The sequence below is a fragment of the Acidobacteriota bacterium genome, from assembly GCA_009861545.1.
Lineage (GTDB): Bacteria > Acidobacteriota > Vicinamibacteria > Vicinamibacterales > UBA8438 > WTFV01.
On the sequence record VXME01000110.1, the window covers coordinates 80,336 to 105,270 of the forward strand.

At 68.2% G+C, this 24,935-nt stretch carries 20 protein-coding genes and 1 pseudogene; 4 read left to right on the forward strand and 17 right to left on the reverse strand.

Annotated elements, in window-relative coordinates:
• Positions 1–50: 50 nt before the first annotated feature.
• Positions 51–2,750, reverse strand: coding sequence for an ABC transporter permease (locus tag F4X11_18080; protein ID MYN66914.1), 2,700 nt, complete (start codon positions 2,748–2,750; stop codon positions 51–53).
• A pseudogene (locus F4X11_18085) lies at positions 2,750–3,079 on the reverse strand (PadR family transcriptional regulator). Before F4X11_18085 ends, F4X11_18080 begins: the two are co-directional and overlap by 1 nt.
• A 31-nt stretch (positions 3,080–3,110) precedes the next feature.
• Here F4X11_18085 and F4X11_18090 point away from each other — a divergent pair.
• From F4X11_18090 to F4X11_18105, 4 genes are all read left to right on the forward strand, one after another.
• Entirely contained in the window at positions 3,111–5,258 is a 2,148-nt protein-coding gene (locus F4X11_18090) for a PQQ-binding-like beta-propeller repeat protein (GenBank protein MYN66915.1), read from the forward strand.
• A 505-nt stretch (positions 5,259–5,763) separates the two neighbouring features.
• Positions 5,764–6,615, forward strand: a complete 852-nt coding sequence (locus tag F4X11_18095) for a hypothetical protein (protein ID MYN66916.1) — start codon at positions 5,764–5,766, stop codon at positions 6,613–6,615.
• Positions 6,612–8,069: a hypothetical protein gene (locus F4X11_18100; GenBank protein ID MYN66917.1), complete on the forward strand. Its 1,458-nt coding sequence runs from the start codon at positions 6,612–6,614 to the stop codon at positions 8,067–8,069. The genes F4X11_18095 and F4X11_18100 overlap by 4 nt, the downstream gene beginning before the upstream one ends.
• 2 nt (positions 8,070–8,071) lie before the next feature.
• Positions 8,072–8,455, forward strand: a complete 384-nt coding sequence (locus F4X11_18105; GenBank protein ID MYN66918.1) for a hypothetical protein — start codon at positions 8,072–8,074, stop codon at positions 8,453–8,455.
• 197 nt (positions 8,456–8,652) lie between these two features.
• Here the strand turns inward: F4X11_18105 and F4X11_18110 are convergent, their stop codons facing one another.
• From F4X11_18110 to preA, 15 genes are all read right to left on the reverse strand, one after another.
• A complete protein-coding gene (locus tag F4X11_18110; protein MYN66919.1) occupies positions 8,653–9,777 on the reverse strand; it encodes an AI-2E family transporter in 1,125 nt (374 codons plus the stop codon).
• Between the two features lie 338 nt (positions 9,778–10,115).
• Positions 10,116–10,523, reverse strand: coding sequence for a toll/interleukin-1 receptor domain-containing protein (locus tag F4X11_18115; GenBank protein ID MYN66920.1), 408 nt, complete (start codon positions 10,521–10,523; stop codon positions 10,116–10,118).
• Between the two features lie 23 nt (positions 10,524–10,546).
• A complete protein-coding gene (locus tag F4X11_18120; GenBank protein MYN66921.1) occupies positions 10,547–10,957 on the reverse strand; it encodes a toll/interleukin-1 receptor domain-containing protein in 411 nt (136 codons plus the stop codon).
• 529 nt (positions 10,958–11,486) lie between these two features.
• Complete coding sequence (gene ureG / locus F4X11_18125) at positions 11,487–12,212, reverse strand: urease accessory protein UreG (GenBank protein ID MYN66922.1); 726 nt, start codon at positions 12,210–12,212, stop codon at positions 11,487–11,489.
• Positions 12,213–12,352: 140 nt separating this feature from the next.
• Entirely contained in the window at positions 12,353–13,009 is a 657-nt protein-coding gene (locus F4X11_18130; GenBank protein MYN66923.1) for an urease accessory protein UreF, read from the reverse strand.
• Positions 13,010–13,012: 3 nt separating this feature from the next.
• On the reverse strand, positions 13,013–14,728 hold the full coding sequence (gene ureC / locus F4X11_18135) for an urease subunit alpha (protein ID MYN66924.1): 1,716 nt from the start codon (positions 14,726–14,728) through the stop codon (positions 13,013–13,015).
• A gap of 2 nt (positions 14,729–14,730) precedes the next feature.
• Entirely contained in the window at positions 14,731–15,462 is a 732-nt protein-coding gene (locus tag F4X11_18140; protein MYN66925.1) for an urease subunit beta, read from the reverse strand.
• A 4-nt stretch (positions 15,463–15,466) separates the two neighbouring features.
• A complete protein-coding gene (locus tag F4X11_18145; GenBank protein ID MYN66926.1) occupies positions 15,467–16,399 on the reverse strand; it encodes an urease accessory protein UreD in 933 nt (310 codons plus the stop codon).
• The gene (gene urtE, locus F4X11_18150; protein ID MYN66927.1) at positions 16,371–17,066 is read right to left on the reverse strand and encodes an urea ABC transporter ATP-binding subunit UrtE; all 696 of its coding nucleotides are present in this window, start codon (positions 17,064–17,066) and stop codon (positions 16,371–16,373) included. Before urtE ends, F4X11_18145 begins: the two co-directional genes overlap by 29 nt.
• 2 nt (positions 17,067–17,068) lie before the next feature.
• Positions 17,069–17,902 (reverse strand): urea ABC transporter ATP-binding protein UrtD, encoded by an 834-nt coding sequence (urtD, locus tag F4X11_18155; protein MYN66928.1) that lies wholly within the window; start codon positions 17,900–17,902, stop codon positions 17,069–17,071.
• Positions 17,899–18,996 (reverse strand): urea ABC transporter permease subunit UrtC, encoded by a 1,098-nt coding sequence (gene urtC, locus F4X11_18160; protein MYN66929.1) that lies wholly within the window; start codon positions 18,994–18,996, stop codon positions 17,899–17,901. Before urtC ends, urtD begins: the two co-directional genes overlap by 4 nt.
• Positions 18,996–20,486: an urea ABC transporter permease subunit UrtB gene (gene urtB / locus F4X11_18165; protein ID MYN66930.1), complete on the reverse strand. Its 1,491-nt coding sequence runs from the start codon at positions 20,484–20,486 to the stop codon at positions 18,996–18,998. The genes urtC and urtB overlap by 1 nt, the downstream gene beginning before the upstream one ends.
• Before the next feature lie 167 nt (positions 20,487–20,653).
• Positions 20,654–21,964, reverse strand: coding sequence for an urea ABC transporter substrate-binding protein (gene urtA / locus F4X11_18170; protein ID MYN66931.1), 1,311 nt, complete (start codon positions 21,962–21,964; stop codon positions 20,654–20,656).
• A gap of 33 nt (positions 21,965–21,997) precedes the next feature.
• Complete coding sequence (locus F4X11_18175) at positions 21,998–23,299, reverse strand: hypothetical protein (GenBank protein ID MYN66932.1); 1,302 nt, start codon at positions 23,297–23,299, stop codon at positions 21,998–22,000.
• A gap of 442 nt (positions 23,300–23,741) precedes the next feature.
• A partial coding sequence (preA, locus tag F4X11_18180; protein ID MYN66933.1) for an NAD-dependent dihydropyrimidine dehydrogenase subunit PreA occupies positions 23,742–24,935 on the reverse strand: 1,194 nt, incomplete at its 5' end.

Below are 24,935 nucleotides of genomic sequence, written 5' to 3' on the forward strand. Positions count from 1 at the left end.
GGGCGTGTGTGAGCGTACCCCGGGATCCTATCGCTCGGACCGGCCGGCGCTCAGTCGGTCCGCAGCGCCACGATGGGACTGACCCTACTGGCGCGGCGGGCCGGCAGCCAGGCTGCGAGAAGGGCCACGGCGCCGAGCACCAGCGGCACGCCGACGAACGTCAGCGGGTCGAGCGCGTCGACCTCGAACAGCAGCCCGCCCAGCAGGCGGGTCGCGGCGACGGCGAGCGCCAGACCGAGCGCGCCGCCGAGGACCACCAGCTTGAGACCGCTGGTGACGAGCAGCCGGACGACGCGGCCACCGTCGGCGCCGAGCGCCTGCCGGATGCCGATCTCGCGCGTCCGCCAGGCGACGCCGTAGCTGACCACCCCGTAGAGGCCGACCGCGGCCAGCGCCAGCGCCAGCACCGCGAACGCCGACAGGATGAAGGCGGAGAGCTGCTGGGGCAGCCGCATCAGCGCCAGGTGGCGCTCCATCGTCTTCGTCTCGAGGACCCGCAGGTCGGGATCCAGCGCGCGGCCGGCGGCCAGCAGGGCGAGCGCGGCCCGCTCCGGGTCGAGGGACGTCCTCGCCACGACGGTCAGCGACGGCGTGAACCGTTGCGAGTACGGCAGATAGACCATGTTGCGGGGCGACTCGCCGAGCTGCCTCACCTTCGCGTCGCTCGCCACGCCGACGACCAGCCAGGGGGGAGCGTCGCCGCGCCGCCGGACGAGCCGGCCGACCGCGTCGCCGTCCGTCCAGAAGCGCCGGGCCATCGCGTCGCTGACGATGACCACGGGCCGGGTGTCCGGCCGGTCGGCGTCGTGGAAGTTGCGCCCGCGGACGATCTCGATGCCGGCCGCCGCGAAGAACCCCGGCTCGACCGCGACCCGGTCCGCGATGAAGGCGCCGTGGTCCGTCGGCGGCTCGAACCCGTCGACGTTGAAGTCGCTCGAGCTCTGGCTGAGCGGGTTCAGGTGCAGGTTGCTGATGGCGCCGACCGCCTCGACGCCGGGGAGCGCCCGGAAGCGATCGAGGAGGCGCCGCGTGTAGACGCGCGCCTCGTCGGGCGTGAACCGGGTAGCCGGCGTCTGGAAGGTCATCAGCGCCGTCGGCTCGCGGCCGAAGCCCGGGTCGACCGACTGCACCCGCTGAAAGCTGCGGAGGAACAACCCGGCGCCGACCAGCAGCACCAGCGAGATCGTCAGTTGCACGACGACCAGCGCGTTGCGCCACCGGAGCTGACCGGGCTGGCCGCCCCCGGCGTTCTCGCTTCTCAGGGCGCCGGCCACGTCCGGCCGGGTGCTCTGCAGCGCCGGCACCAGGCCGAGCAGCGCGCCGGCCGCGACCGAGACGCCGAACGTGAACCCGAGGACGTTTCCGTCGAGACCGAGATCGAGCGTGACCGGCGTCGGCAGCGGGAGGTCCGCGGTCAACAGCAGGTCGAGCAACCAGACCGCCAGCCCGACGCCGGCGCCCCCGGCCAGCAGGCTCAGCAGCGTCGTCTCGGTCAGCAGCCGCCGCACCAGCGACCCGCGCGACGCGCCCAACGCCAGCCGCACCGCGACCTCCTTGCGCCGGTCGAGGGCGCGCGCGAGCAGGAAGCTGGCGAGGTTGGTGCACGCCAGCAGCAGCACCAGCCCTACGACCACCATCAGCAGCCACGCCGCCGCCCGGATGAAGACGTCCATCGGCGGGAACAGCAGCACGTCGGTGAGCGGGAGGAGCGCGAACTGCCCGGCCGGATCCCAGTTCTCGATGCGGTCCCGGGTGAGCTGCGCGGCTATCGCCCCGACGGCCGCCTCGGCCCGGGGCAGGGTGACGCCCGGCCGCAGACGCGCCTTGACGAAGAGCGAAGTGTGGCCCCGCTCGTCGAACAGAGGGAATCCGTTCAGCTCCTCGGCCATCATGAACGGGACGTAGAACGTCGGCACAAGGCCGCGGACGGTGCCCGCGAACTCGGGCGGCCCCACCCCGATCACCGTGTACGCCCGGCCGCCGACGCGCATCTCGCGGCCGACGACGTCCGGGTCGCCGGCGAAGGCGCTCTGCCAGTAGCGATAGTCGAGCATCACGACCGGGTGCCCGCCGCGCGAGACGTCGTCGCTCGGCAGCAGGGTGCGTCCGACCGCCGCCTCGATGCCCAGCATCGGGAAGTAGCTGCCGGTCACCGCCTCCGCCGGCGCCAGACCGACGCCGCCGCCCTCGCCGCGGTCGATCGTCAGCGGCAGGAAATGCGAGGCCGCGATGTCGCTGAACACCGCGGCGGTGCCGTCGCGGACGTCCTCGAAATCGGGGTACGACAACGTGCCGAACTCGAACGATGCCTGGTGCAAGTAGAGGTTGACCACCTCTTCCGGCCGCTCGATCGAGGTATCCCGAAGGATCACCGCGTTGACGAGGCTGAAGATGGCCGTGTTGGCCCCGATGCCGAGGGCCAGCGAGAGAACGGCGACCGCCGTGAACGCCGGGCGCCTGGCCAGGGACCGGAGGCCGTCGCGGATGTCGCGAGCCACCCCGAGCTGGAGTCCCGACCGCCAGGCCCAGCCGCCGCGGCCGTCACGCACCGCGTCCTTGTGCGCGTCGACGCCGCCGAAGACGGCGCGCGCCCGCCGACGCGCTTCCCGCGGGTCGATTCCCGCCTCGCGCACCAGGCGCGCCGTTTCCATGTCGAGATGGAAGCGGAACTCCTCGTCCATCCGCTGCTCGACCTCTTCACGGAACAGCAGCAGGCGGATACGGGCGCGGGCGGCGTCCATCCACCGCATCACGTGCTCCGCAACACCGCGCCGAGCCCTTCGGCGAAGCGCTCCCAACTGTCGATCTCGTCGCCGAGCGCGCGCCGGCCCGACGGCGTCAACCGGTAGTAGCGCGCCCGCCGGTTGTTGTCGGTCGTTCCCCAGTCGCTGCGAATCAGCCCCTGCTTCTCGAGGCGCTGGAGGGCCGGATACAGCGAGCCCTGGTTGACCTCCAGCACCCCCGAGGACATCCGCCGGATCCGTTAGCCGATGCCCCAACCGTGCGTCGGCGCCAGCGAGAGTGTCTTCAGGATCACCAGATCGAGCGAGCCTCGAAGGTCTTCGAGTCTTCTAGCCATCTAGAGGAAGGATGGCTCATGGCTCCTCTAGATGTCAAGAGGACGTTGGGAGTCGCGCCGATGCCGGCAGCCACCGTCGTATCATGGCGGGGTCATGAGAATCTCTGCGCCGCCAAACCCGTCGCCAAGGCGCCGCGTTCGGCCCCAGCCCCCACCACCCCAGGAATCTGCGCCGCAGAACTCACGCCGTTGCGTTCTACGGTGCAGACTCCTGGCCATCGTCGCCGTTCTGGTCCTCTCGACGGCGAGCCTCGCCGCGGCCGACGGCGAGGAGTCGTACCGCACCCGCTGCGCGCTCTGCCACGGCGGCAACGCCGCGGGCAGCGACCGCGCCGGGTCGATTCTCGCGACGCTGGATGCGAGCGGACCGGCGCAGTTGGCGCGCATCATCACCGAGGGGGTGCCGTCGCGGGGCATGCCCGGCATCGAGATGCCGGACGAGGAGCTGACGCCGCTCGTCGCCTACCTCAAGGAACTGGCCGCCGCGGCGCCGCCGGCGGCCCGTGATCCGCGGGCGCCGCAACCGCGCGCCGCCTCCATACCGCTCGCGGGGGGCGATGCGCTGGAAGGCACCATCCTCAACGAGAGCGGGTTCGACGCACAGTTGCGGACGGCCGGGGGCGACATCGTGCTGCTCCGCCGCGAGGGCGACGCCTACCGCGAGGCGGCCATCGAGCCGTACGTCGACTGGCCGTCCTACCACGGCAGCTATTCCGGGAACCGCCACAGTCCGCTGGACCAGATCAACCGGGACAACATCGGCGGGCTGTCGATGCAGTGGTTCTATCCCATTCCCGACATGCCGATGATCGAGGGGACACCGGTGGTGATTGCCGGCGTGATGTACGTCACCGCGGTGAACCAAATGTACGCGCTCGACGCGGCGACGGGGCGCGAGATCTGGCGCTACGCGCAGCCACGCACGGAAGGTCTGGTCGGCGACCCGGGCATCGGCCTCAACCGCGGGGTCGCGGTGCGCGACGACCTCGTGTTCAGCGTCACCGACCACGCCCACGTCATCGCCCTCGACCGCTTCACCGGCGAGTTGGTCTGGGACATCGAGATGGACGACTACCGCGAGCATTACGGCGCCGTCGTGGCGCCGCTGGTGGTGGGCGATCTGGTCATTGCCGGCATCAGCGCGGGAGACACCGGGCTGCGCGACTTCCTCGACGCCTATCACGCCGAGACGGGCGAGCGCGCATGGCGCTTCTGGACCATTCCCGCGCCCGGGGAACCGGGATCGGAGACCTGGGGCGACCCGGAGGTGTTGCGCCGCGGCTGCGGCGCCACCTGGCTGACGGGCAGCTACGACGCCGAGCTCGACCTGCTGTACTGGGCCACCGGCAACCCCTGCCCGGACATGAACGGCGACCGGCGCCCGGGCGACAACCTGTACACGAACTCGGTGGTGGCGCTGCGGCCCCGCACCGGGGAGATGATCTGGTACTTCCAGTTCACGCCGCACGACACCCACGACTGGGATGCGCAGGAGCCGCTGCTGCTGATCGACGAGCAGTTCCGGGGCCGGCCGCGCAAGCTGCTCATCCAGGGCAACCGCAACGGTTTCTTCTACGTGCTCGACCGCACCAACGGGCAGTTCCTCCTCGGCGAGCCGTTCGTCAACCAGACCTGGGCCGAAGGGCTCGACGATTCCGGGCGTCCCATCGTCCTGCCCGAGTCCTTCCCCACCGAGGCCGGCACCGTCACCTGCCCGGCCATCTACGGCGCGACCAACTGGTGGTCGTCGAGCTACCACCCCGGAACCGGGCTCTTCTACATGATGGCGCTCGAATCGTGCAACACGTACACGAAGACCGACGAGGAGTGGCAGCGCGGCCGAAACTGGATGGGCGGCACGACCTGGCTCCCGGACGGCGCCCCGAACCAGAAGTTCATCCGCGCGCTCGACATCCAGACCGGCCGGACGGTGTGGAGCTATGCGCAGTCCGGAGAGGCGCGCACCTTCTCCGGCGTCCTGTCGACGGACGGCGACGTGGTGTTCTTCGGGGAGAACAGCGGCGCGTTCGCCGCGCTGGATGCGCGGAGCGGCGAGCCGATCTGGCACCGGCAGATCAACCAGGAGTGGAGAGCGTCGCCGATGACCTACATGGTCGGGGGGCGGCAGTACGTCGCGATAGCGTCCCGGCTTGGGTTCTGGGCGTTTGGGTTGCCTTGAGGGCGACAGCGCCGACGTGTTTGAAGATCCTCCCCGCAGATCGAGCCTTCGCGCGGTCTTGACGCGGTCGGCGCTCGAATGTACGCTGCTCGGTGAGGCGCAAGCACGTGTTGCCTTCCTTCCGAGGCCCGCGCTCCGGCGCAGGCCTTTGTGTTCCTGGAGGATGGAGTACGTCCCGGACTCTCATCGAAATAGGGATTCACTTCGACCTAACGTGGATGCTTGTCGAACCGGAAGTCGGACGCCCGATTCAGCGGACCCAGGTCAAGCGCCAATGGGCGAAGGTAACAGTGGGCAATTCCTCGTGGCACAAGAAACGACGAGACCTTGCGGTAGTGGGACTGGAAACATCCCCCCGCAGGTCTGAATCGCTCGGCGGACATTGAGCGCGTGGTCCATGCCCGGTTCATCCACGTTCGACGTCGGCGAGGCGGTCCACAAGCTCCGTCAATCGCTCCCCAACCGACAGGTGATTCATGGGGCAGTCGGGCAGGCCCGCGGGCGCCTGTTCAATGTGTCAACCCGCTGCGCGGCGGTCGAGAAGCTCCGGGAGTCGCTCAAGGAACACGAGAGCCTTCGCGAGCAGGTCGAGCAGGCCAGCGTAAGGCTGTTCGAACAGCGGCAACGGGTTGCCGCCGAGGTGATCGAGCCCGTGGAGGAATACGTCAACGGGCTGGCGAACACGCCCAAGGAGTTCGACAAGTCGGTTCGCGCGTTCCGTATCGAGATCGATCGGTTCGGCAGCACTGTGAAACGCATCGAGATGGAGGCCGCCAAGTCCGGCAAGATTGGGAGTGGCTTCGGCCTGGCCGGGACGACGGCCGGGATAAGCATGGCTGCATTCGGTCCGACCGCGGCCTTGGCTGTGGCCACCACATTCGGTACCGCGTCGACGGGCACCGCCATCTCCGCCTTGTCCGGTGCCGCAGCCACCAATGCCGCTCTCGCCTGGCTCGGCGGCGGCGCGCTGGCAGCCGGCGGCGGCGGAATGGCGGCCGGCAACGCACTCCTGGCCCTAGCCGGACCGGTCGGCTGGACCGTCGGCGGTCTCGCGCTTGTGGGCTCGGGTACTTATCTCCACTACCGCAACGGTGTCCTCGCGCGGAGAGCCGTACAGGAGCGTGTCCGGGTTGAAGGCGAGGTCCGTTCCCTGCGGACAGCCCACAAGGAAATCGAGCGGCTCGAAGCAAGTACGCAGACGTACACCGAGGGCACGCTGGCTTCGCTCCGATGGCTTCGCAGTCGCGCTCCGCACGACTATCGACGGTTCGACCCGGGACACAAGGATCGTCTCGGCGCCCTCATCAATCACATTCGCTCGCTCAGCGAGTTGATCCGCAAGGAAGTCGTGTTGTGAGTCAGTCTCCCGACGTTCGGACCGGGACGCATGTCTCCGCTCAGGTTGCCGCTGCGTGGAGTGATCTGGACGCCGCGCATCGAGCCGACGAACTCGCCGCGGCACTGCAGGGACAGGATCGGGCGTTTCTGGCCGCCATGCGGGAATTGCAGGTTGTCCGGGACTTCGTGGGATCGCCGGAGAACATCCTCGGGAACTCAGATACCAAGCACGGCGAGATCGCCGAACAGGTCCACGTCGGTGTGAGCCGTGCGAGAGACGTGCTCTACGGCCGGGTTCCGTCCGCGACGTTCGATGGGGTTCCGCGCACCGGTCCGGTGGATTACCGGGTGGCCGACGTGGACATCCAGTCCAAGTACTACAACGGTCTACGCAATACCCTTGACGGTGTTGCCTCCCATGCCGAGAAGTACCCGGACTTCGCCAGTGAGCACGGTCGCTACCACATTCCCCGTGACCAGCACCAGCAGTTGGACGAGCTTCGCCGGACTGGCAGCATAGACGGTCTGTCCGACCGAAGCGCGGCCGCGATCCAACGCGAAGCCGACAGTCTTGAGCGGGCAACGGGTCGGTCGGTCGACGAACTGCTCGAGCCGGGCGACGCCCGCTACTCCGAGGTTCAACGGGGACGGGTTCACGACACCCTTCAGGACCGTGAGGCCCGACTCGCCCAAGAGAAAGAGGACCTGCGGGACGCAGCGCAGGCCGAGCACGGCCCATCCCCGGCCGGATTGGGCAAGGCCACCACGTTGGGCGCCACAATCGGTGGGGGTGTCGGATTGGCGCAGGCGATCTGGGTGAAGTGCCGTGAGGGCAAGAATCCCTTCAGAGGAGGATTCTCGATCCAGGACTGGCAGGACGTCGGCGTCGTAGGGGCACAGGGTGCCGGCGGCGGCGCAGTCGCCGGAAGCGCCGTTTACACCCTGACCAACTCGACAGCGTTGGCCGCACCGTTTGCCGGCTCTCTGGTCAGCGCCCTGATGGGCGTCGGGTCCCTCTTGCGGGACCATCATGCCGGGACGATAGACGGCGATCAGTTCGTCGAGATGTCTTATATCGTTGCCATGGATGCCGCCGTCGCGGGACTGGCGGTCGCAGGTGGCCAAACGCTAGTGCCGATCCCGATGCTCGGCGCTCTGCTCGGGAGCCTGGCCGGGAAACTGGTCGCGTCGGCTCTCAAGAACGGACTCGGAGAGTCGGCGTCCGCGTTGGCCGGAGCGCTCGCCGACTACGAGCGGGACGCCTATGAGCAGCTCGACCAGGAGTACCGTACGCGCGTACAGCAGTTGGACGCCTGGTTCGGAAACCTGGAGCGCTTGGCGACAACCGCCTTCGATCCAGAGAGCAACACCACACTGTTGAAGGCCAGCGTCCGGGGGGCGAAAGCCGTCGGCGTTCCGGATGAAAGCATTCTCCACACAACCGGTGACGTCGACACGTACATGCAGGGATGAACATGGACCCGCTGCGCGATCCGCTCGACGGCCTGTCGCCGTCACTGTACGTTGCCACGTTGTCTGAGATCGCGCATGTGGACGGGCTCCATCCCGCCGAGCAAGAGCTCCTCGAGCAGCACGCTGCGCACTTCGGCGTGGATCTCGACAACCTTCCCGAAGTACCGCGCGATCTGTCGGCGCTGCCGTGGGCGACGCGGGTGCTGGTCTACCGCGACGCGGTGACGCTGGCTCTCGCTGATGAGATGAGCGCAGAAGAAGAGCGCTATCTCACCGATCTGGCGGAACGCATGGCGCTGCCGGCTGATACGGTCACTGCAATCGTCACCTGGGTGGGTGACTATGAAGCGCTTCTCGAGCGCCTGGACGCGCTGATCAGCGCATGACCAATCCGGCCCGAGAACGAAAGGGACGAATCAGCGAGGTCGTTCTGGTCGATGCGGTTCCGCTCCAGTGCTCCGCGACAACGGAGCGCGCCGTGGGAGTCGCGTTGTTGCGGAGTGGATTGCCGGCCAGCCTTCCGGTTGGCCCGCCGCGGGCACCCGGCGGACTGGCGAGGGTCCGGCGGCGCAGACGGCCCCGGTTAACGATGCGGAATGTACTTCTCGCGCGCCAAGTGCCAGACCGACTCCAGGAACGCGGTCAGCGGAATCGCCAGGACCAGTCCCAGGACACTGTCGAATACCGTGCCCCAGAACAGAATCGCCACGACTATGGCCATGAAGTGGAGGCCGGTACGCTCGCCCATGATTCTTGGGGTCAGGAACCAGCCCTCGATCTGCTGCACGACGGCGAACACCACCAGCAGGAGCACGCAGGTACTCAGGCCGCCGTCCGCTTGGAAGAAGGCGATAGGCAGGGCAACGGCGAGCCCGATCATACTACCGAGGTACGGAACGATGTTGAGCATCCCCAGCGCCATGCCGATGACGAACCCGTAGCTGAGACCGATCAGGGAGAAGCCGACGGCGAACAGCAAGCCCTGCAGGGACGCGATGATCAACTGTCCGCGAAGAAACGCGACGAGGATGGCGACGAACTCGTGCAGCAGATACGTCACGTCCCTGCGCGCGCCAGGCTTGAGAAACGGCAGCAGTTGATCGGCGTCGAACCGAATGCCGGTGGCGGTCAGGAAGTAAGCGAAGTAGATCGGCGTGATCGCCCACGAGAGCAGGGCACTGAACCCACGCGCGAATCCGAAACCGGCCTCGACCGCGCCCGACACGACAGTCCGCAACCATTCCACCACCGTGGTCTGTTGAGCCGACACGACCTCCCCCAGCAATTCGCCCACGCCCCAGGTATCGAGCACCACGCCGACGCGCGGCAGCATCGCCTCGGCCAACGTACGAGTCTGCTCCCATAGCTCGGGCACCTGCTCAGCGAGGCCGAGAAACTGACGAACCGCCAGATGCCCGAAGAACGCAGTGAACGCGGCCAGCGGGACGAGGGCGGAAAGGAACACCGCAGCGACCGCTCCTGCGACCGGCATCCGGCCCGGGCCGCGCAGCCAGTCGTAGTACGGCCGGAACACGAGTGCCGCAACACCCCCGACCACCAGAGGCAGGAACACGCCCGAGAAGGTCCGAACGAACAACACGATCAACCATCCCAGCAACCCGGCCGCGATGAGAATGATCACCGCCGCCACGGTGGTTACCGCGGCCGCAACGGTGCGCATCTGGCGGGGTGTGAGCTCGAATTCCACGGCGGCTCCGCAACTTACAAGAAAACGGCGAGCGCCACGGTGACCGAGATCACCGCGCTGATGATCCACACCGTGTCGGGGTTCACGCCCTTCATCCTACTGCGAGTTCACCGCGAGAGCCCTGTGTCCCGGTCTGCGACCGTGTATCGCCCAGATTCCCGCGCCGACCGGCAGCGTCTCCATCGTGCTGCAGTTCTTCACAGGGCCAGTCGATCGCGATCCGCGACGGGCGCAACCTTCGTGGTGCTCGACGAGGAGTGGAGCCCCGCGATCATCTCCTCGACGATGCGGAAGCCGTAGACCATGGCGGCGGTGCACACCTGCGCGTTGCCGCGGCGCTACGGGGTGTATTGCACGTCCCAGATTCGGAGCAGAGCGCGGCATCCGTCATCGAAACTGCGGGTGAAATCGATCATCTGCAACTGGGACAGGGTCCAGGACAACGGCTCGTAGTCACACGTTCGATGCACCAGCGGAGCGATGCGCCCCTCAAATCGGCGTTGGTCGAGGGCGTACAGAAGTTCTCTCTTCACCCACATGGAAGCCACGGACTCCGGGGAGAGAACGACGATGAACCAATCGCATCGCTGCAACGCTCTGCCGATCTCGTCGTGCCACTGCTGGGCACCCTGGATGTCGGTGTCGCTGTACCACACCGGAATCTGATGGTGGCGCAGAACGCCGACCAACCGCTCGGCGAACTCCTGATCTGCGTGCGAATGCGAGACGAAGACCTCGGTCGGCACTTGCGCTCGGCACCTACTCGGGCTCAGGCCTGGCCGAGGAGCGCCGCGGCGATGGGCTTGACTTCGGGATCGGCGCTCTCCGGGTTCGGCAGATCCACCCAGTGCAGCTTTCGGACGATCCAGGGAATCTCGCCCTTCGGAAGCTGCTCCCGACCACCGACTGCGACGGGAATCAGTCGGTTTCTGTAGCTCTTCGAACCCAGCGCGTACATCATCTCAGCCTTGACGTGCGGCGAACTGATCGAGCTGGGCGTCAAGAGAACGACCATGGCGTCGGACTCTTCGAGCGCGCGGCCCACCTCGGCCGGCCAGTTATCGCCCGGGAAGAGGTGGAGATCCGGATCCCACACCTGCAGTCCGGCCTTCCGGAGCGCCCTGGACACGCGGGCGGCCAGCGGAGAATCCGAATCGGAGTGGCTGATGAAGACCTGCATCGGAATCAACACTCAACGTACTGGACGACGCTGCGGGCGTCAACGCGCCGGGACCCGGCCTCGAGATGAAGAGGCCGCTGGGTCGGCGCGTCGGCTTGGGCCACCCTCACTCAGTCGGTCCGCAGCGCCACCGACGGGACTGACCGGTTCGCGCGGCGGGCCGGCAGGTAGGCTGCGAGAAAGGCCGCAGCGCCCAGCACCAGGATGCTTTGGAGTCGTCTGATTGGTCGCGATCGGCTTCGGCGGTGCCGGCCGCACTGTGATCTTGGACACCGCGGGATTGAGACCGCGCTTCTCGAGGCCGGTGTCATCGAATGCTCGAGTGGATGACGCAGCGCGAGTGCGCGGAATTCGGCCGTCAGTCCCCATCACTCGGAACTGCTCCCTCGAGGAGTCGTTACGATTGTTTGGCATGGTGCCCTCGCTCCTCATCCTGCTCGAGCCGCCAGCGACCGGCAGCGGCGCTCGTCTCACGCCGACGGCCGCGCCATCCTCACCGGCAACAGGGACGGCGCCGGCGCCTTCGGTCTCAGGACGACCCGGGGCGCGTCATCTCCAGACCCGCGACCACGGCGTCGGTGATGGTGTCCACGCCCACGCCGTTGGTGACCTGGGCGAACACGAACGGACCGTCGCCCCGCATGCGCCGCGAGTCCCGGGCCATGACGTCGAGGTCGGCGCCGACGAGCGTGGCCAGGTCTGTCTTGTTGATCACGAGCAGGTCCGATTGGGTGATGCCCGGCCCCCCCTTGCGGGGGATCTTGTCGCCGCCGGACACGTCGATGACGTAGATGGTGAAGTCCGCCAGGTCGCGGCTGAACTGGGCGGCCAGGTTGTCCCCCCCGCTCTCGACGAACAGCAGTTCGGGTTGCACTTGCACCATCAGTTGCGCCAGCGCGTCCAGGTTCTGACTGACGTCGTCACGTACCGCGGTGTGCGGGCAGCCGCCGGTTTCGACGGCGGTGATGCGGCGGGTCTCCAGTGCCTCGTGGCGCACCAGGAACTCGCCATCCTCCTTGGTGAAGATGTCGTTCGTCACGACCGCGAGGCTGTAGCGGTCCCGGAGCTTGCGGCACAGCGTTAGAAGCAGCGCCGTCTTTCCGCTGCCGACCGGTCCGCCGATGCCTACCGTGAAGGCGCGCTGCCGGTAGTCACGCGCGTGCGGCGTGTCTCGGTCCGCGAAAAGCCCGGGCTCGGAGGGATCGTTCCCGGCCGGGTCATGGTGGTAGTACGGGCGGTCGATCATGTCGTGCATGGGGCTTCACTTTCTCGACGGGACACTTGTCGTCTCGGTATTCGTCGTCACGGTTGTCAAATGGTTGCTCTTCACGCTTCAGGAGTCTGTCCCGCAGGAGCTTCGCGCCAGCACGACTCCCAACGCGGCCTGCGGTCGCGCTAGGACTGGAACAGTCGCGAGTACAGGCGGTCGTGCGCTCCCTGGAGCACGTCGATGATCGGCGCCGTCTGGCAAATTTCCTCGGGCGCAAGCGTGCGACACCGTTCCAGCGTCGCGTCGAGGTGCGTCGCGGCGGCATGCTGCATCCGCTGCGCCCCGTAGCTGCCGACGATTCCGAGACGCACCGCCGCCGACAACACGCCGCGGGCCGCGCCGTAGAGGACCGCCTTGCGCGCCGTCTCCGGCGACAGCCCGATGGTTCGAAAGACGACGCCCGACAGCGGCGCCACGTGCGCCCGACCGGCCCGGGTCCGGGCCTGCAGGTCGCTCATGGCGCTCGATGGCCACACCCGCGCCGCGGTGGCGGCCAGCGTCCGCCCCTGCACGCGGCTGGCGCGGTTGGCCACGCCGTTCGTGAGGAAGGCGTGGTTCAGCTCGTCCAGTTCCGCCAGGCGTTCGGGTCGCTCGTAAGCGGCGCTCATCAGCGGCAGCGCGCTCCATCCCGTCTGCTGAATCGATTCCGCCAAGAACCGCCGCAAGGCCGTCTCGTCCTCCACGTGTCCCGCCTGCCACGCCGCCTCGAGACCCCAGGAGTGCGCGAATACCCCTACGGGAAACGCCGAGTCCACGACCTGCCACGCCAGCCAGTCGGACATCTCTCAGAACAAGCAGTAGCGCTGCGCGAGCGGCAGGACCGCGGCCGCCTCGGCCGTCAGGACTTCGCCGTCGGCGGTGACGACGTAGGTCTCCGGATCGACCTCGATGCGCGGCAGCGCGTCGTTGAGCTTCATGTCCCGCTTGCCGATCGTACGGCACCCGCGCACGGCCGACAGCTCTTTCGTGAGCCCGTAGCGCGCGACGGTTCCCTCCTGCAGCGAGAGGCCGGATACGAAGGCCAGCGACGTCGCCCCGGTGGCCCGGCCGAAGGCGCCGAACATCGGGCGCATCAACTGTGGCTGGGGCGTCGGGATCGATGCGTTGGCGTCGCCCATCTGCGCCCAGGCGATGAATCCGCCCTTGAGGACGAGCTCCGGCTTGACCCCGAAGAAGGCCGGCTTCCACAGCACGAGGTCGGCCAGCTTGCCCACCTCCACCGAGCCCACCTCGTGGGCGATCCCGTGCGCGATCGCCGGGTTCACCGTGTACTTGGCTACGTAGCGCCGGATCCGGAGGTTGTCGTTGTCACCCTGCTCGGCGTCCAGGCGGCCGCGCTCGGACCGCATCTTGTCGGCGGTCTGCCAGGTGCGCGTGACGACCTCTCCCACGCGTCCCATGGCCTGGCTGTCGCTCGCCATGATGCTGATCGCCCCCAGGTCGTGCAGCACGTCCTCGGCCGCGATCGTCTTGCCACGGATACGGCTCTCGGCGAAAGCGACGTCCTCCGGCGTGTTCTTGTCCAGGTGGTGGCAGACCATGAGCATGTCGAGATGCTCGTCGAGGGTGTTGACGGTGTACGGGCGCGTCGGGTTGGTCGAGCTCGGCAGGACGTTGGGCTCGCCGCAGACGCGGATGATGTCCGGGGCGTGGCCGCCGCCGGCGCCTTCCGTATGGTACGTGTGGATCGTGCGGCCCTTGAACGCCGCGATGGAGGCGTCGACGAAACCCGACTCGTTGAGCGTGTCGGTGTGGATGGCCACCTGCACGTCGAAGCGGTCCGCCTCGGTCAGGCAGCAGTCGATGGTGGCCGGCGTCGAGCCCCAGTCCTCGTGCAGCTTCAGCCCGACCGCGCCGCTCCGGATCTGCTCCTCGATGCCTTCCGGCAGCGACGTATTGCCCTTGCCCAGGAAGCCGAAGTTCATCGGCAGCGGATCGTTGGCCTGCAACATCAGCTCGATGTGCCGGCTGCCCGGCGTGCACGTCGTCGCCTTGGTGCCGGTGGCCGGTCCGGTGCCGCCCCCGATGAACGTGGTGACGCCGCTGGCGACCGCCTCGTAGACCTGCTGCGGCGAGATGAAGTGGATGTGGGCGTCGATGGCGCCGGCGGTCAGGACGAGCCCCTCGCCGGCGATGGCCTCGGTGGTCACCCCCACGACGAGGTCGTCGCCGACGCCGGCCATGACGTCCGGGTTGCCCGCCTTTCCGATGCCCGCGATGCGCCCGTTCTTGATGCCGACGTCCGCCTTGCGGATGCCGGTCCAGTCGACGATCAGGGCGTTGGTGATCACGCAGTCGAGGGCGCGCTCGTCCGAGACGCCGGCGGCCTGTCCCATGCCGTCGCGCAGCACCTTGCCGCCGCCGAACTTGCACTCGTCTCCATAGACGGTTGCGTCGTCTTCGACTTCCGCCACCAGCCCGGTGTCTCCCAGGCGCAGCCGGTCGCCGCGGGTGGGTCCGTACAGGTCGGCGTAGTGCCGCCGGTCGATGCGATGCGGCATGACTACTCCAGGTTCTCCAGGTCGCGTGATTCGTCCACCGGGCCGCTCGCCCAGGCGTTGCCGCCGCGGACGACGCGCGCACCGGCGATGGGCACCAGCGTGGCCGTCTTGCTCTCGCCGGGCTCGAAGCGGACCGCGGTGCCCGCGGGAATGTCCAGGCGGCGTCCGTAGGCCGCCCTGCGGTCGAAGGCCAGGGCGCGATTGGTCTCGAAGAAGTGGTAGTGGCTGCCGACCTGGATGGGCCGGTCGCCGGTGTTCGCGACGGTCAGGCTGACGGCGTCGCGATCCTCGTTCAGCGTGATGGCGCCGTCCGCGGTCATTACCTCGCCGGGGGCTCCCGCCAGCCCCGCGGCCGGGGGTCCGCCCGTCCGTTCTGGCGCGGGCGGCGTGAGAAAGCTGCCGTACAGCGCCAGCTCGTGGTCGCCGTGCTCCGCCACGATGGGGTGGTGGACCGTCACGAGCTTCGTGCCGTCGGGGAAAGTGCCTTCGACCTGCACCTCGTCCACCATGTCGGCTATCCCGTCGAGGACGTCGCCGGTTCCCAGGAACCGCCGTCCGAGGTCCATCAGCTCGGCCACCGAGCGCCCGTCCCGAATGAACTCCAGCAGTTGCGTCGCAATCAGCGCGACCGCCTCGACGTAGTTCAGCCTGAGCCCGCGGGCAAGCCGTTTCTGCGCCAGGAACCCGGCCTGGTGCAGGATCAGCTTGTCGACCTCGCGCGGTGTCAGATGCATGGCGCTACCATTTCCGCGCCCACGGGCTGTCGCCGAGCAGCCGGGGCACAAAACCGAGAAGGTCCCGCAACGTTTCGTCGACGTCTTCCACCGTGCGGCCCGCGACCCGCAGGACGCAGCCGGCGTCTTGCAGCGGTGCGGCGGCGATGAGACGGTCGGCGCCGCGTTTCACCGGTTCGGCGCGCACGCGGGCGTCGAGCCGCTCGATTTCCTCCGCCAGCCCGCGGCCCACCAGCACCGCGGCGGCCAGCACGTCGAACGGACCGAAGCGGGCATCCATCCGCCCGTCCGCCCCCCGCAGCGCCAGCGCGTCGTGAACGAGCAGGCGCCCTTCCAGGTGGACGACGGTGCGGCTGACGTACTCGTCGAAGGCCCAGCGCTCGCCCGACTCCCGGCGGCCCGACGTCACCCAGTCGAGCAGCACCAGCCCGCTTCCGGCGCCGAGGTTGACCCGCTGCGTCTGGCGATAGCGGGAGCCGGCGAAGCAGATCACGGCGTCCGGCGCGACGACGAGCAGGGCGTTGTCGCCGACGTCGGCGTCCAGCGCCGCCCGTGTGCCGCGCGGCGAACGGTAGACCTTGGTGGCGGACTGCGTCGACAGGAACGCCGTGGCGCCGGCGCCGACCGACGCCCGTAGCGCGATGTCGTCGCCGTCCACCAGCCCGCCGCCATGGCTCGAGGTGAAGATCCAGGCGGCATGGCCGTGGTTCCTGGGGGTCAGCAGCCGCAGCGGGCTCGTGGCGAAGGCCCGCGACACGACGCTGCGCCCGCGCGCCCGCTCGACCGTGAACCGCCCGCGGCCGGGCTGCGCGCGGCTCGGTGCATGCGGCGACAGGACACCGGCCGCCACGGCTGCGCTTCCCGAATGCGATGGCCGGACATCCGCCGGCGGGGTCTCACGGCGCGGATCACACCGTGAGGTAGTCGCGGATGTCATCGTCACTCAACTCGTCGATGGCGCCGCCGGCCACGGCACGTCCCTTGTCCAGGATGCGGAACTCGCTCGCCACGCGCCGGGCGAACGGCAGCTTCTGCTCGACGAGCAGAACGGTGACGCCGGCCTCGTCGTTGAGCCTGAGGATGATATCCCCGATCTCGTGGACGATGTTCGGCTGGATCCCTTCCGTCGGCTCGTCCAGGATCAGCAGCTTCGGCTCGAGCACCAGGGCCCTGCCTATCGCCAACTGCTGCTGCTGGCCGCCCGACAGGTCGCCTCCGCGGCGCTGGAGCATCCGCTTCAGCACCGGAAACAGCTCGAACACGCTCGCCGGGATGCTCCGCACGCCGTCGCGCCGCGCCGCCAGGCCGATGCGCAGGTTCTCCTCGACGGTGAGCTGCGGGAAGACCTCGCGCCCCTGCGGCACGTAGCCGATGCCCATCCGCGCGCGGCTCTCCGGCGGTCGCGCGAGCAGGTCGACGTCACCGAACGCGATGCTCCCGGACTCGACCGGCACCAGACCCATCACGCACTTGAGCAGCGTGGTCTTGCCTACGCCGTTGCGTCCCATCAGGCACAGGCGCGTCCCCGCCGCCACGTCCAGGTCGATATCCCACAGCGTGCGGCTGCCGCCGTACGACTGGTTGAGGTTGCGGATGCGGAGCAGACTCATGCGCCGAGATATACCTCGATGACCCGCGGGTCGTCCTGTACGTCCTCCATGTTGCCCTCGGCCAGCACCCGCCCCTCGTGCAGGACCGCCACCCGGTTGGCAATCGACCGCACGAACTCCATGTCGTGCTCGACGACGACCACCGAGTGCCGTCCCGCCAGCGACAGCAGCAGCTCGCCGGTGCGCTCGGTCTCCTGCGGCGTCATGCCGGCGACCGGCTCGTCCACCAGCAGCAGCTTGGGCTCCTGCATCAGGAGCATGCCGATCTCGAGCCATTGCTTCTGCCCGTGGGCCAGGGCCCCGGCCGGCGAGTCGCGCTTCGCCTCCAGCCCGGTGGTCTCGAGAACGGCAGCGATGCGTTCGCGGTCGGCGCGGGTCAGGCGCGCGACGAACGTGCGCCAGAAAGACTTGTCGCCGGCGAGGGCCAGCTCCAGGTTCTCGAAGACCGTCAGGAAATCGAAGACGGTGGGCTTCTGGAACTTGCGGCCGATGCCGACCTGCACGATCTCCGGCTCGGTCAGCGTCAACAGGTTGATCTGGTTCCCGAACCACACCGTGCCCTCGTCCGGCCGCGTCTTCCCGGTGATGACGTCCATCATCGTGGTCTTGCCGGCCCCGTTCGGCCCGATAACGCACAGCAGCTCGCCCGGGTCGACGTGCAGGGTGAGGTCGTCCAGCGCCTTGAAGCCGTCGAAGCTTACCGTTACGTGCTGCAAGTACAGCACGCCGCCGCCGAGCGGGGACCGTTGCCGCCGCAGCGCGGCGTCGCGCTTCTCGCGCCAGGCGTCGCGCCGGCTCACGGAATCGGCGGGTCCCGGATCCGCCTTCATGCGCTGCGCCTCGCCGGGAGCCGAATGCCGGCCAGACCGCGGGGCAGGAAAAGGGTGACGCCCACGAACAGCGCGCCGAGCGCGTAGAGCCACAGGTCGGGCAGCGCCCCGGTGAACCAGGTCTTCGCGTAGTTGACGAGCACCGCCCCGGCGACCGCTCCCCACAGCGTGCCCCGGCCGCCCACCGCCACCCAGATCACCACCTCGATCGAGTTGATGGGCTCGAACTCGCTGGGATTGATGATTCCCACCTGCGGCACGTACAGCGCGCCCGCCACCCCGGCGAGCACCGCGGACAGCACGAACACCGACAGCTTGAAGATGTCCACACGATAGCCCAGGAAACGGGTGCGGCTCTCGGCGTCCCGGATGGCGCGCAGCACCCGCCCGGCGCGCGACCCGAGCACCGACCGGCAGATCCAGTAGCTGGCTCCGAGCGCCACCGCCGTCGCCGCCAGGAGTGTCGTACGGGTGGCGTCGCTCTGCAGATCGAATCCGAGCAGGTCCTTGAAGTCGGTGAACCCGTTGTTGCCCCCGAACCCCATGTCGTTACGGAAGAACGCGAGCATCAGGGCATAGGTGAGCGCCTGCGTCATGATCGACAGATACACGCCGGTGACCCGCGAGCGGAACGCGAGCCACCCGAACAGGAACGCCAGCGCCCCGGGAGCCAGCGCCACCATCAACATCGCGAACCAGAAGTGGTCGAAGCCGTACCAGAACCACGGCAGGTCGGTCCAGTTCAGGAACACCATGAAGTCGGGCAGGACCGGGTGCCCGTAGACGCCGCGGGTGCCGATCTGGCGCATGAGGTACATCCCCATTGCGTAGCCCCCGAGCGCGAAGAACGCGGCGTGCCCCAGGCTCAGGATGCCGCAGTAGCCCCAGATGAAGTCCACCGCGAGCGCGAGCAGCGCATAGCACAGGTACTTGCCGATCAGGCCGACCGCATAGCTCGACAGATGCAGCGGCGACGACTCGGGCACGGCCAGGTTGAGAATCGGCGCCGCCAGCGCGACGGCCGCCAGCACCGCCAGAAACACCACGCTGGCGCGATCCGCGATTGCCGCCGGCAGGTACCTCGTCACCGCCATCACGTGCCCTCCGCGGCGCGACCCGTCTGCGGGAACAGGCCGCGGGGCCGGTGCTGGATGAAGAGGATCAACGCGATCAGGACCAGGATCTTGCCGAGCACGGCCCCGGCGAAGGGCTCGAGCAGCTTGTTCGCGATGCCCAGCGACATGCCGCCGATGAGCGTGCCCCAGATGTTGCCGACGCCTCCGAACACCACGACCATGAACGAGTCGACGATGTAGGACTGGCCGAGGTTGGGGCCGACGTTGGTCAACTGGGTCAGGGCCACGCCGGCTACCCCGGCGATGCCGGCGCCGAGTCCGAACGTCATGACGTCGACCCATTCCGTCCGCACGCCCATGGCCCGCGCCATCGCGCGGTTCTGCGAGACGGCGCGGATGTCGAGACCCAGGCGCGTGCGCCGCAGCACCGCCAGCACCAGCGCGAACACGAGCAGGGCGAACAGGACGATGTACATCCGGTTGTAGGTGAGCGAGAACGCCTCGTTGAACTGCAGCGCCCCGCTCATCCAGGCCGGCGTGACGACCGCACGGTTGTTCGCGGAGAACAGGGACCGCACAAGCTGTTGCAGCACGAGGCTCACGCCGAACGTGGCGAGCAGGGTCTCGAGCGGCCTTCCGTACAGGAACCGGATGACGCTGCGCTCTATGAGCACGCCGACGGTCCCCGCGACGAGGAAGGCGGCCGGCACCGCCACGAGCAGCGAAACGCCGATGAGGTCCGGCATCCAGAGCTGCACGACGTAGGTCGTGTAGGCGCCGAGCATCATCAACTCGCCGTGGGCCATGTTGATGACGCCCATCACGCCGAAGGTGATCGCCAGCCCGATGGCGACGAGCACCAGCACCGACCCCAGACTCAGACCGAAGGCCGCCGTCTCGAGCACCGAGTACATGTTGCGCCTCGAGTCGATTCGCCACAGGGCGTCGGTTGCCGCGGCACGCACTTCCGCGTCGGGCTCGACGTGGCCGCCGTCCCCGGTGGTCGTCACCAGCGCCGACAGGCGGTTGTGCACCACCGGGTTGAGCCGGCCCGAGAGCGTCTCGACGGCTGCGACGCGTACCGCGGGGTAGCCGTGATCGAGCGCTTCGAGAGCCAGCGCCGTCTCGAGCTCGTACGCGACGTCGGGATTGGTCTCCACCTGCGCCCGCCGGCGCAGGAGATCGATGGTCTCTTCGTCGAGATCGCGCAGCAGCTCCCGCGCGGCTTCGAGGCGCACGCCGGGGTCGGCGCTCGACAGGCTGAACCGCGCGATCGTGCCCCGCAGGAACCGGCGGAGCCGGTTGTTGGTGATGATGCGCCTCAGCAGGTCGGCCGCGACCGCCTCCACGGGGTCCAGGGAGGCGGGGTCGAGCAGTTGGAAGGCGGTCAAGCGCTCGTCGTTCGACTCGACGACGAAGATCCGCGCGTCGCGTTCGCGCTCGAACAGGCGGTCCTCGAGCAGCGCGGTCAGCACGTCCCGCACGCGAGGGTGACCGGTCGCGAGCATCCGCTCGGCCAGCGCTTCCTTCGCGCGGAAGTTGGCGTCCGCGAACTCGGCGACGAGCGCCCGAAAGGCGTCGTCGCCGGTTTCGGCCGCCGCCGGCACCGGACCGGCGAGCAGGCACCAGGCGAGCGACAGACTCGGGATCCATCGCCCGCCGGGCGCTCGTGCTCCTACTCGTAGTTCTGTCCGGAGCACATCTGCGTCTCGGTGTTGTAGTTGCCGCAATTCAGCGTCACCCAGTCCGCTTCCGTGTCTTCACTGCCCGGCAGATAGTCCGACCAGGCGTCCCCCGGCACGGTGCCGTCGGTCTGCCAGACCACGTCGAACTGCCCGTTCGCCTGCACCTCGCCGATGTACACCGGCTTGGTGATGTGGTGGTTCGGCAGCACTTCCGCGATGCCGCCGGTCAGGTTCGGAGTCGTCGTTCCCGGCAACGCGGCCAGCACCGCGTCGACTTCGGTGGTTCCGGCCTTCTCGACCGCCTTGGCCCAGAGGTTGAAGCCGACATAGTGCGCTTCCATCGGGTCGTTGGTAGTGCGCTCGGCGTTGCCGACGAACGTCTTCCACTTCGCGATGAACTCCGCGTTGGCCGGCGAGTCCACGCTCTGGAAGTAGTTCCAGGCGGCGAGGTGGCCGACCAGCGGCGTGGTGTCGAGACCGGACAGCTCTTCCTCGCCCACCGAGAACGCGACGACCGGGATCTCGTCCGCCGAGACCTCCTGGTTGGCGAGTTCCAGGTAGAAGGGCACGTTGGCGTCGCCGTTGATGGTTGAGACCACGGCCGTGGGCTTGCCGGCCGAGCCGAAGCGGCGGATGGCGGAAACGCGCGTCTGCCAGTCCGAATGCCCGAACGGGGTGTAGTTGATCGAGATGTCCTCTTCCGCGACCCCCTTCTGCTTCAGATACGCCTCGAGGATGCGGTTGGTCGTGCGGGGATAGACGTAGTCGGTGCCCTCGAGCACCCAGCGCTCGATGCCGACCTCGTTCATCAGGTAGTCGATGGCGGGAATCGCCTGCTGGTTCGGGGCGGCGCCGGTATAGATGACGTTCTTCGACGACTCCTCGCCCTCGTACTGCACGGGATAGAAGAGGAGCCCGTTGTTCTCCTCGAACACCGGGAGCACCGATTTGCGGGAGACCGATGTCCAGCAACCGAACACCACGTCGACCTCCTCGGACTCGAGCAGCTCGCGTGCGCGCTCGGCGAACAGCGGCCAGTCGGACGCCGGATCGACCACCACCGCCTCGACGGGCCTGCCGAGCAGGCCGCCCTTGGCGTTCTGCTCGTCCACCATCATCAGGACGGTGTCTTTCAAGGTGGTTTCGCTGATGGCCATCGTGCCCGATAGCGAATGCAGAACGCCGACCTTGATGGGTTCGCCGGTCAAGCCGTCGGCGGAAGACTCCGGCGCGTCGCCGGTCCCGCCGCAGGCGACCAGGGCGGCGGCGAGAAAGACGAGACATGCATGGATGCGTTTCATGAAGCTGGCTCCTGTCTGTGTATGGGCGGATCGCTACATCTGGATCTGCAGTCCGACCCCGACCTGGAAGTCGTCGGTCTGGACCGCGGTATAGCTGGTGTCCTTGAAGAAGATCATCACGCGGGCATTGAACTGCCGGATGATGTAGTTGAGATCGACCTCCGTCGTCTTCTGGTTGTAGTCGGCCGTCACGCCCTCGCGAAACCGGGCGCGGGCGTACTTGCCGAGAATCTCGAACTGGCCGGGACCGACGCGTTTCGGAAACAGGTAGGCGCCAAGCAGGTAGCCGCCGTCGTTCATCACGTAGCGCGGGTCGTAGCCGCCGAGGCCGTCGTAGCGCGCCCACTCGGCTTCGAGAGTCACGGCGCCGCCGCCCGGGACCTTGCGCTCCATGAGGAAGTCGGCGCTGTAGGCGTTACCGGACTCGGCCTGCGTCTGACCGGCGAGGCCGATCGCGAGAATGTTCTTCTCGCCGTAGTAAGTGCTGTTCAGGTAGTAGCCGGGCTCCTGGTCCCAGAAGTTCACCTGCACCCTGCCGGCCCCGATAAGCGAAGAGACGCCGGTTGTCGAATGGCCGTCGAAGGCGCCCGCGGACAGCTTGACCTTGTCGAACTGGCCCCAGTAGGCGGCGCCGTTCGCGCGGCCCTGGAAGATGAACGGATAGCCGTCCTGGACGCCGTCCGCGTAGACCCCCCAGTGGTGCGCGTAGAACGGACCGTACAGGTTGGCCCGGTCGCTCGGGGGCAGGAACCTGCCCACCCACACGTTGAACGTGTCGGACATCTCGAACTGGGCGACCGCGTCGAGGATCTTGAACCTGGTGTTCTGGCCGACATTGGGAGCACCCAGCGAGCCTCCGTAGTCGATGTCCGTGTTCACCATGAACTTGATGTTGTTGGTGGCGGCGCCGTTGAGGTACAGGCGCAGGCTGTTGACCCTGAGGTGATCGGAGGCGTCGGCGTCGTTCGACCGGTGATGCAGGAAGCTGGACTGCAGCCCGCCGCCCACCGAGATCGGGGGCAGCGGCTCCGGTTCCTGGACTGCCGCCGCCTCGACGTCCTGGGCTGCCGCCGCCGGGGCTGCCGCCGCTGCGCGGGCTTCCCCGCCCGCGGCCGAACCGGGGGCTGCCGCCGCTGCGCGAGTCTCCACAGCCGGCGCTTCCGCCGCTTCGCGGGCTTCCGCTTCCATAATCTCCACTTCCCCGGCGTCTACGTCGTCCTGGGCGTGGAGGGCGCCGGCGCCGGTCCACCCGGCCAGTGCCGCCAGCAACGCCACCGCCAATCCGAGACGCCACTCGTATGCGGCATGGTTGCTGCGATGTCTGTGACAGGCCACGATGTTTCTCCTTCTCCGTTGCGCATGCCGATTCCGGACTTCCGAGCACAAGCCGTTTCCCGCCGGGACGACTGTCATGAGCGGGAACTGGTGCAAGGAAGATGCCACTGCTGGAGGCCGAGTGTGCGCGGTGTGCCCGCGGTGGATTCGCCCAACAGGGGAACAGCAAAATTGGCGATCCGCCCGTAGGGAGGTGACCGTCGACGGCCCCGGCAGGACAGACACTATTGTCAGACCAGGCCACCACAGCCTACTTTTTCGTGGATCGAGCGTGTCGTCCGGGTTGCGCCCCGCGGTGCGGACAGAGGGGCCTTCAGGCGGTCGATTCGTAGTCGGAATCGGCGACGGACGACGAAATCGGTGACGGGACGACAAGAATGGCGGCCGGGGCTACGTTCTTGTCGCCATAGGTCCCAACGCCAACACTTTTGTAGCAGTCACCTCACGACACCGGCGGCTCGGACCCCACCTCCGGGTTGTTCGGATGCGTCGTCCAGTTCGCGTAGCCTTCCACCACCTTGCCGGTGCGCGGGTCGACCGCGCCGACCGGCAGCGACTCCATCGTGATGCAGTCCTCCACCGGGCAGGTGATGACGCAGAGATTGCAGGCGACGCACTCGGCGTCGATCACCTCGAAGACGCGACCCTCGCGGACGGCGATCGACTGGTGGGAGGTGTCCTCGCAGGCCGCGTAGCAGCGGCCGCACTGGATGCAGGTCTCCTGGTCGATGCGCGCCTTGGCCGTGTAGTTCAGGTTCAGGTGCTGCCAGTCGGTGACGTTGGGCACGGCGCGGCCCTGGAAGTCGGAGAGGCGCTCGCAGCCCTTGTCCTCCATCCAGAGCTGCAGCCCCGCGATCATCTCCTCGACGATGCGGAAGCCGTAGACCATCGCCGCGGTGCACACCTGCACGTTGCCGCAGCCCAGCGCGATGTACTCTGCCGCGTCGCGCCACGTCTCGATGCCGCCGATGCCCGACAGCGGCAGGCCGGCGGTCTCCGGGTCGCGCGCGATCTCGGCCACCATGTGCAGGCCGATCGGTTTGATCGCTGGGCCGGCATAACCCCCATGACTGCCCTTGCCGTCGATGGAGGGCTCGGGGCTGAAGGTGTCGAGGTTGACCGAGGTGATGGAGTTCACCGTGTTGATCAGGCTCACCGCGTCGGCGCCTGCCGCCCGGGACGCGCGGGCCGCGTAGCGGATGTCGGCGACGTTGGGCGTGAGCTTGACGATGACCGGCAGCCGGGTGGCCGCCTTCACCCAGCGCGTGACCATCTCGATGTACTCCGGCACCTGGCCCACCGCCGCGCCCATCCCGCGCTCCTGCATCCCGTGGGGGCAGCCGAAGTTCAGCTCGACGCCGTCGGCGCCGGTCTCCTCGACCTGCCGCAGGATGCGCTGCCAGGCGGCCTCCTCGCACGGCACCATCAGCGACACCACCACCGCGCGGTCGGGATAGTCGCGCTTGACCGCCTTGATCTCGCGCAGGTTCAGCTCCAGGGGCCGGTCGGTGATGAGCTCGATGTTGTTGATGCCGACCACGCGTCGGTCGGCGCCCCGGACGACGCCGTAGCGCGGGCCGTTGACGTTGACCAGCGGCGGCCCCGCCTCCCCCAGCGTCTTCCAGACCACCCCGCC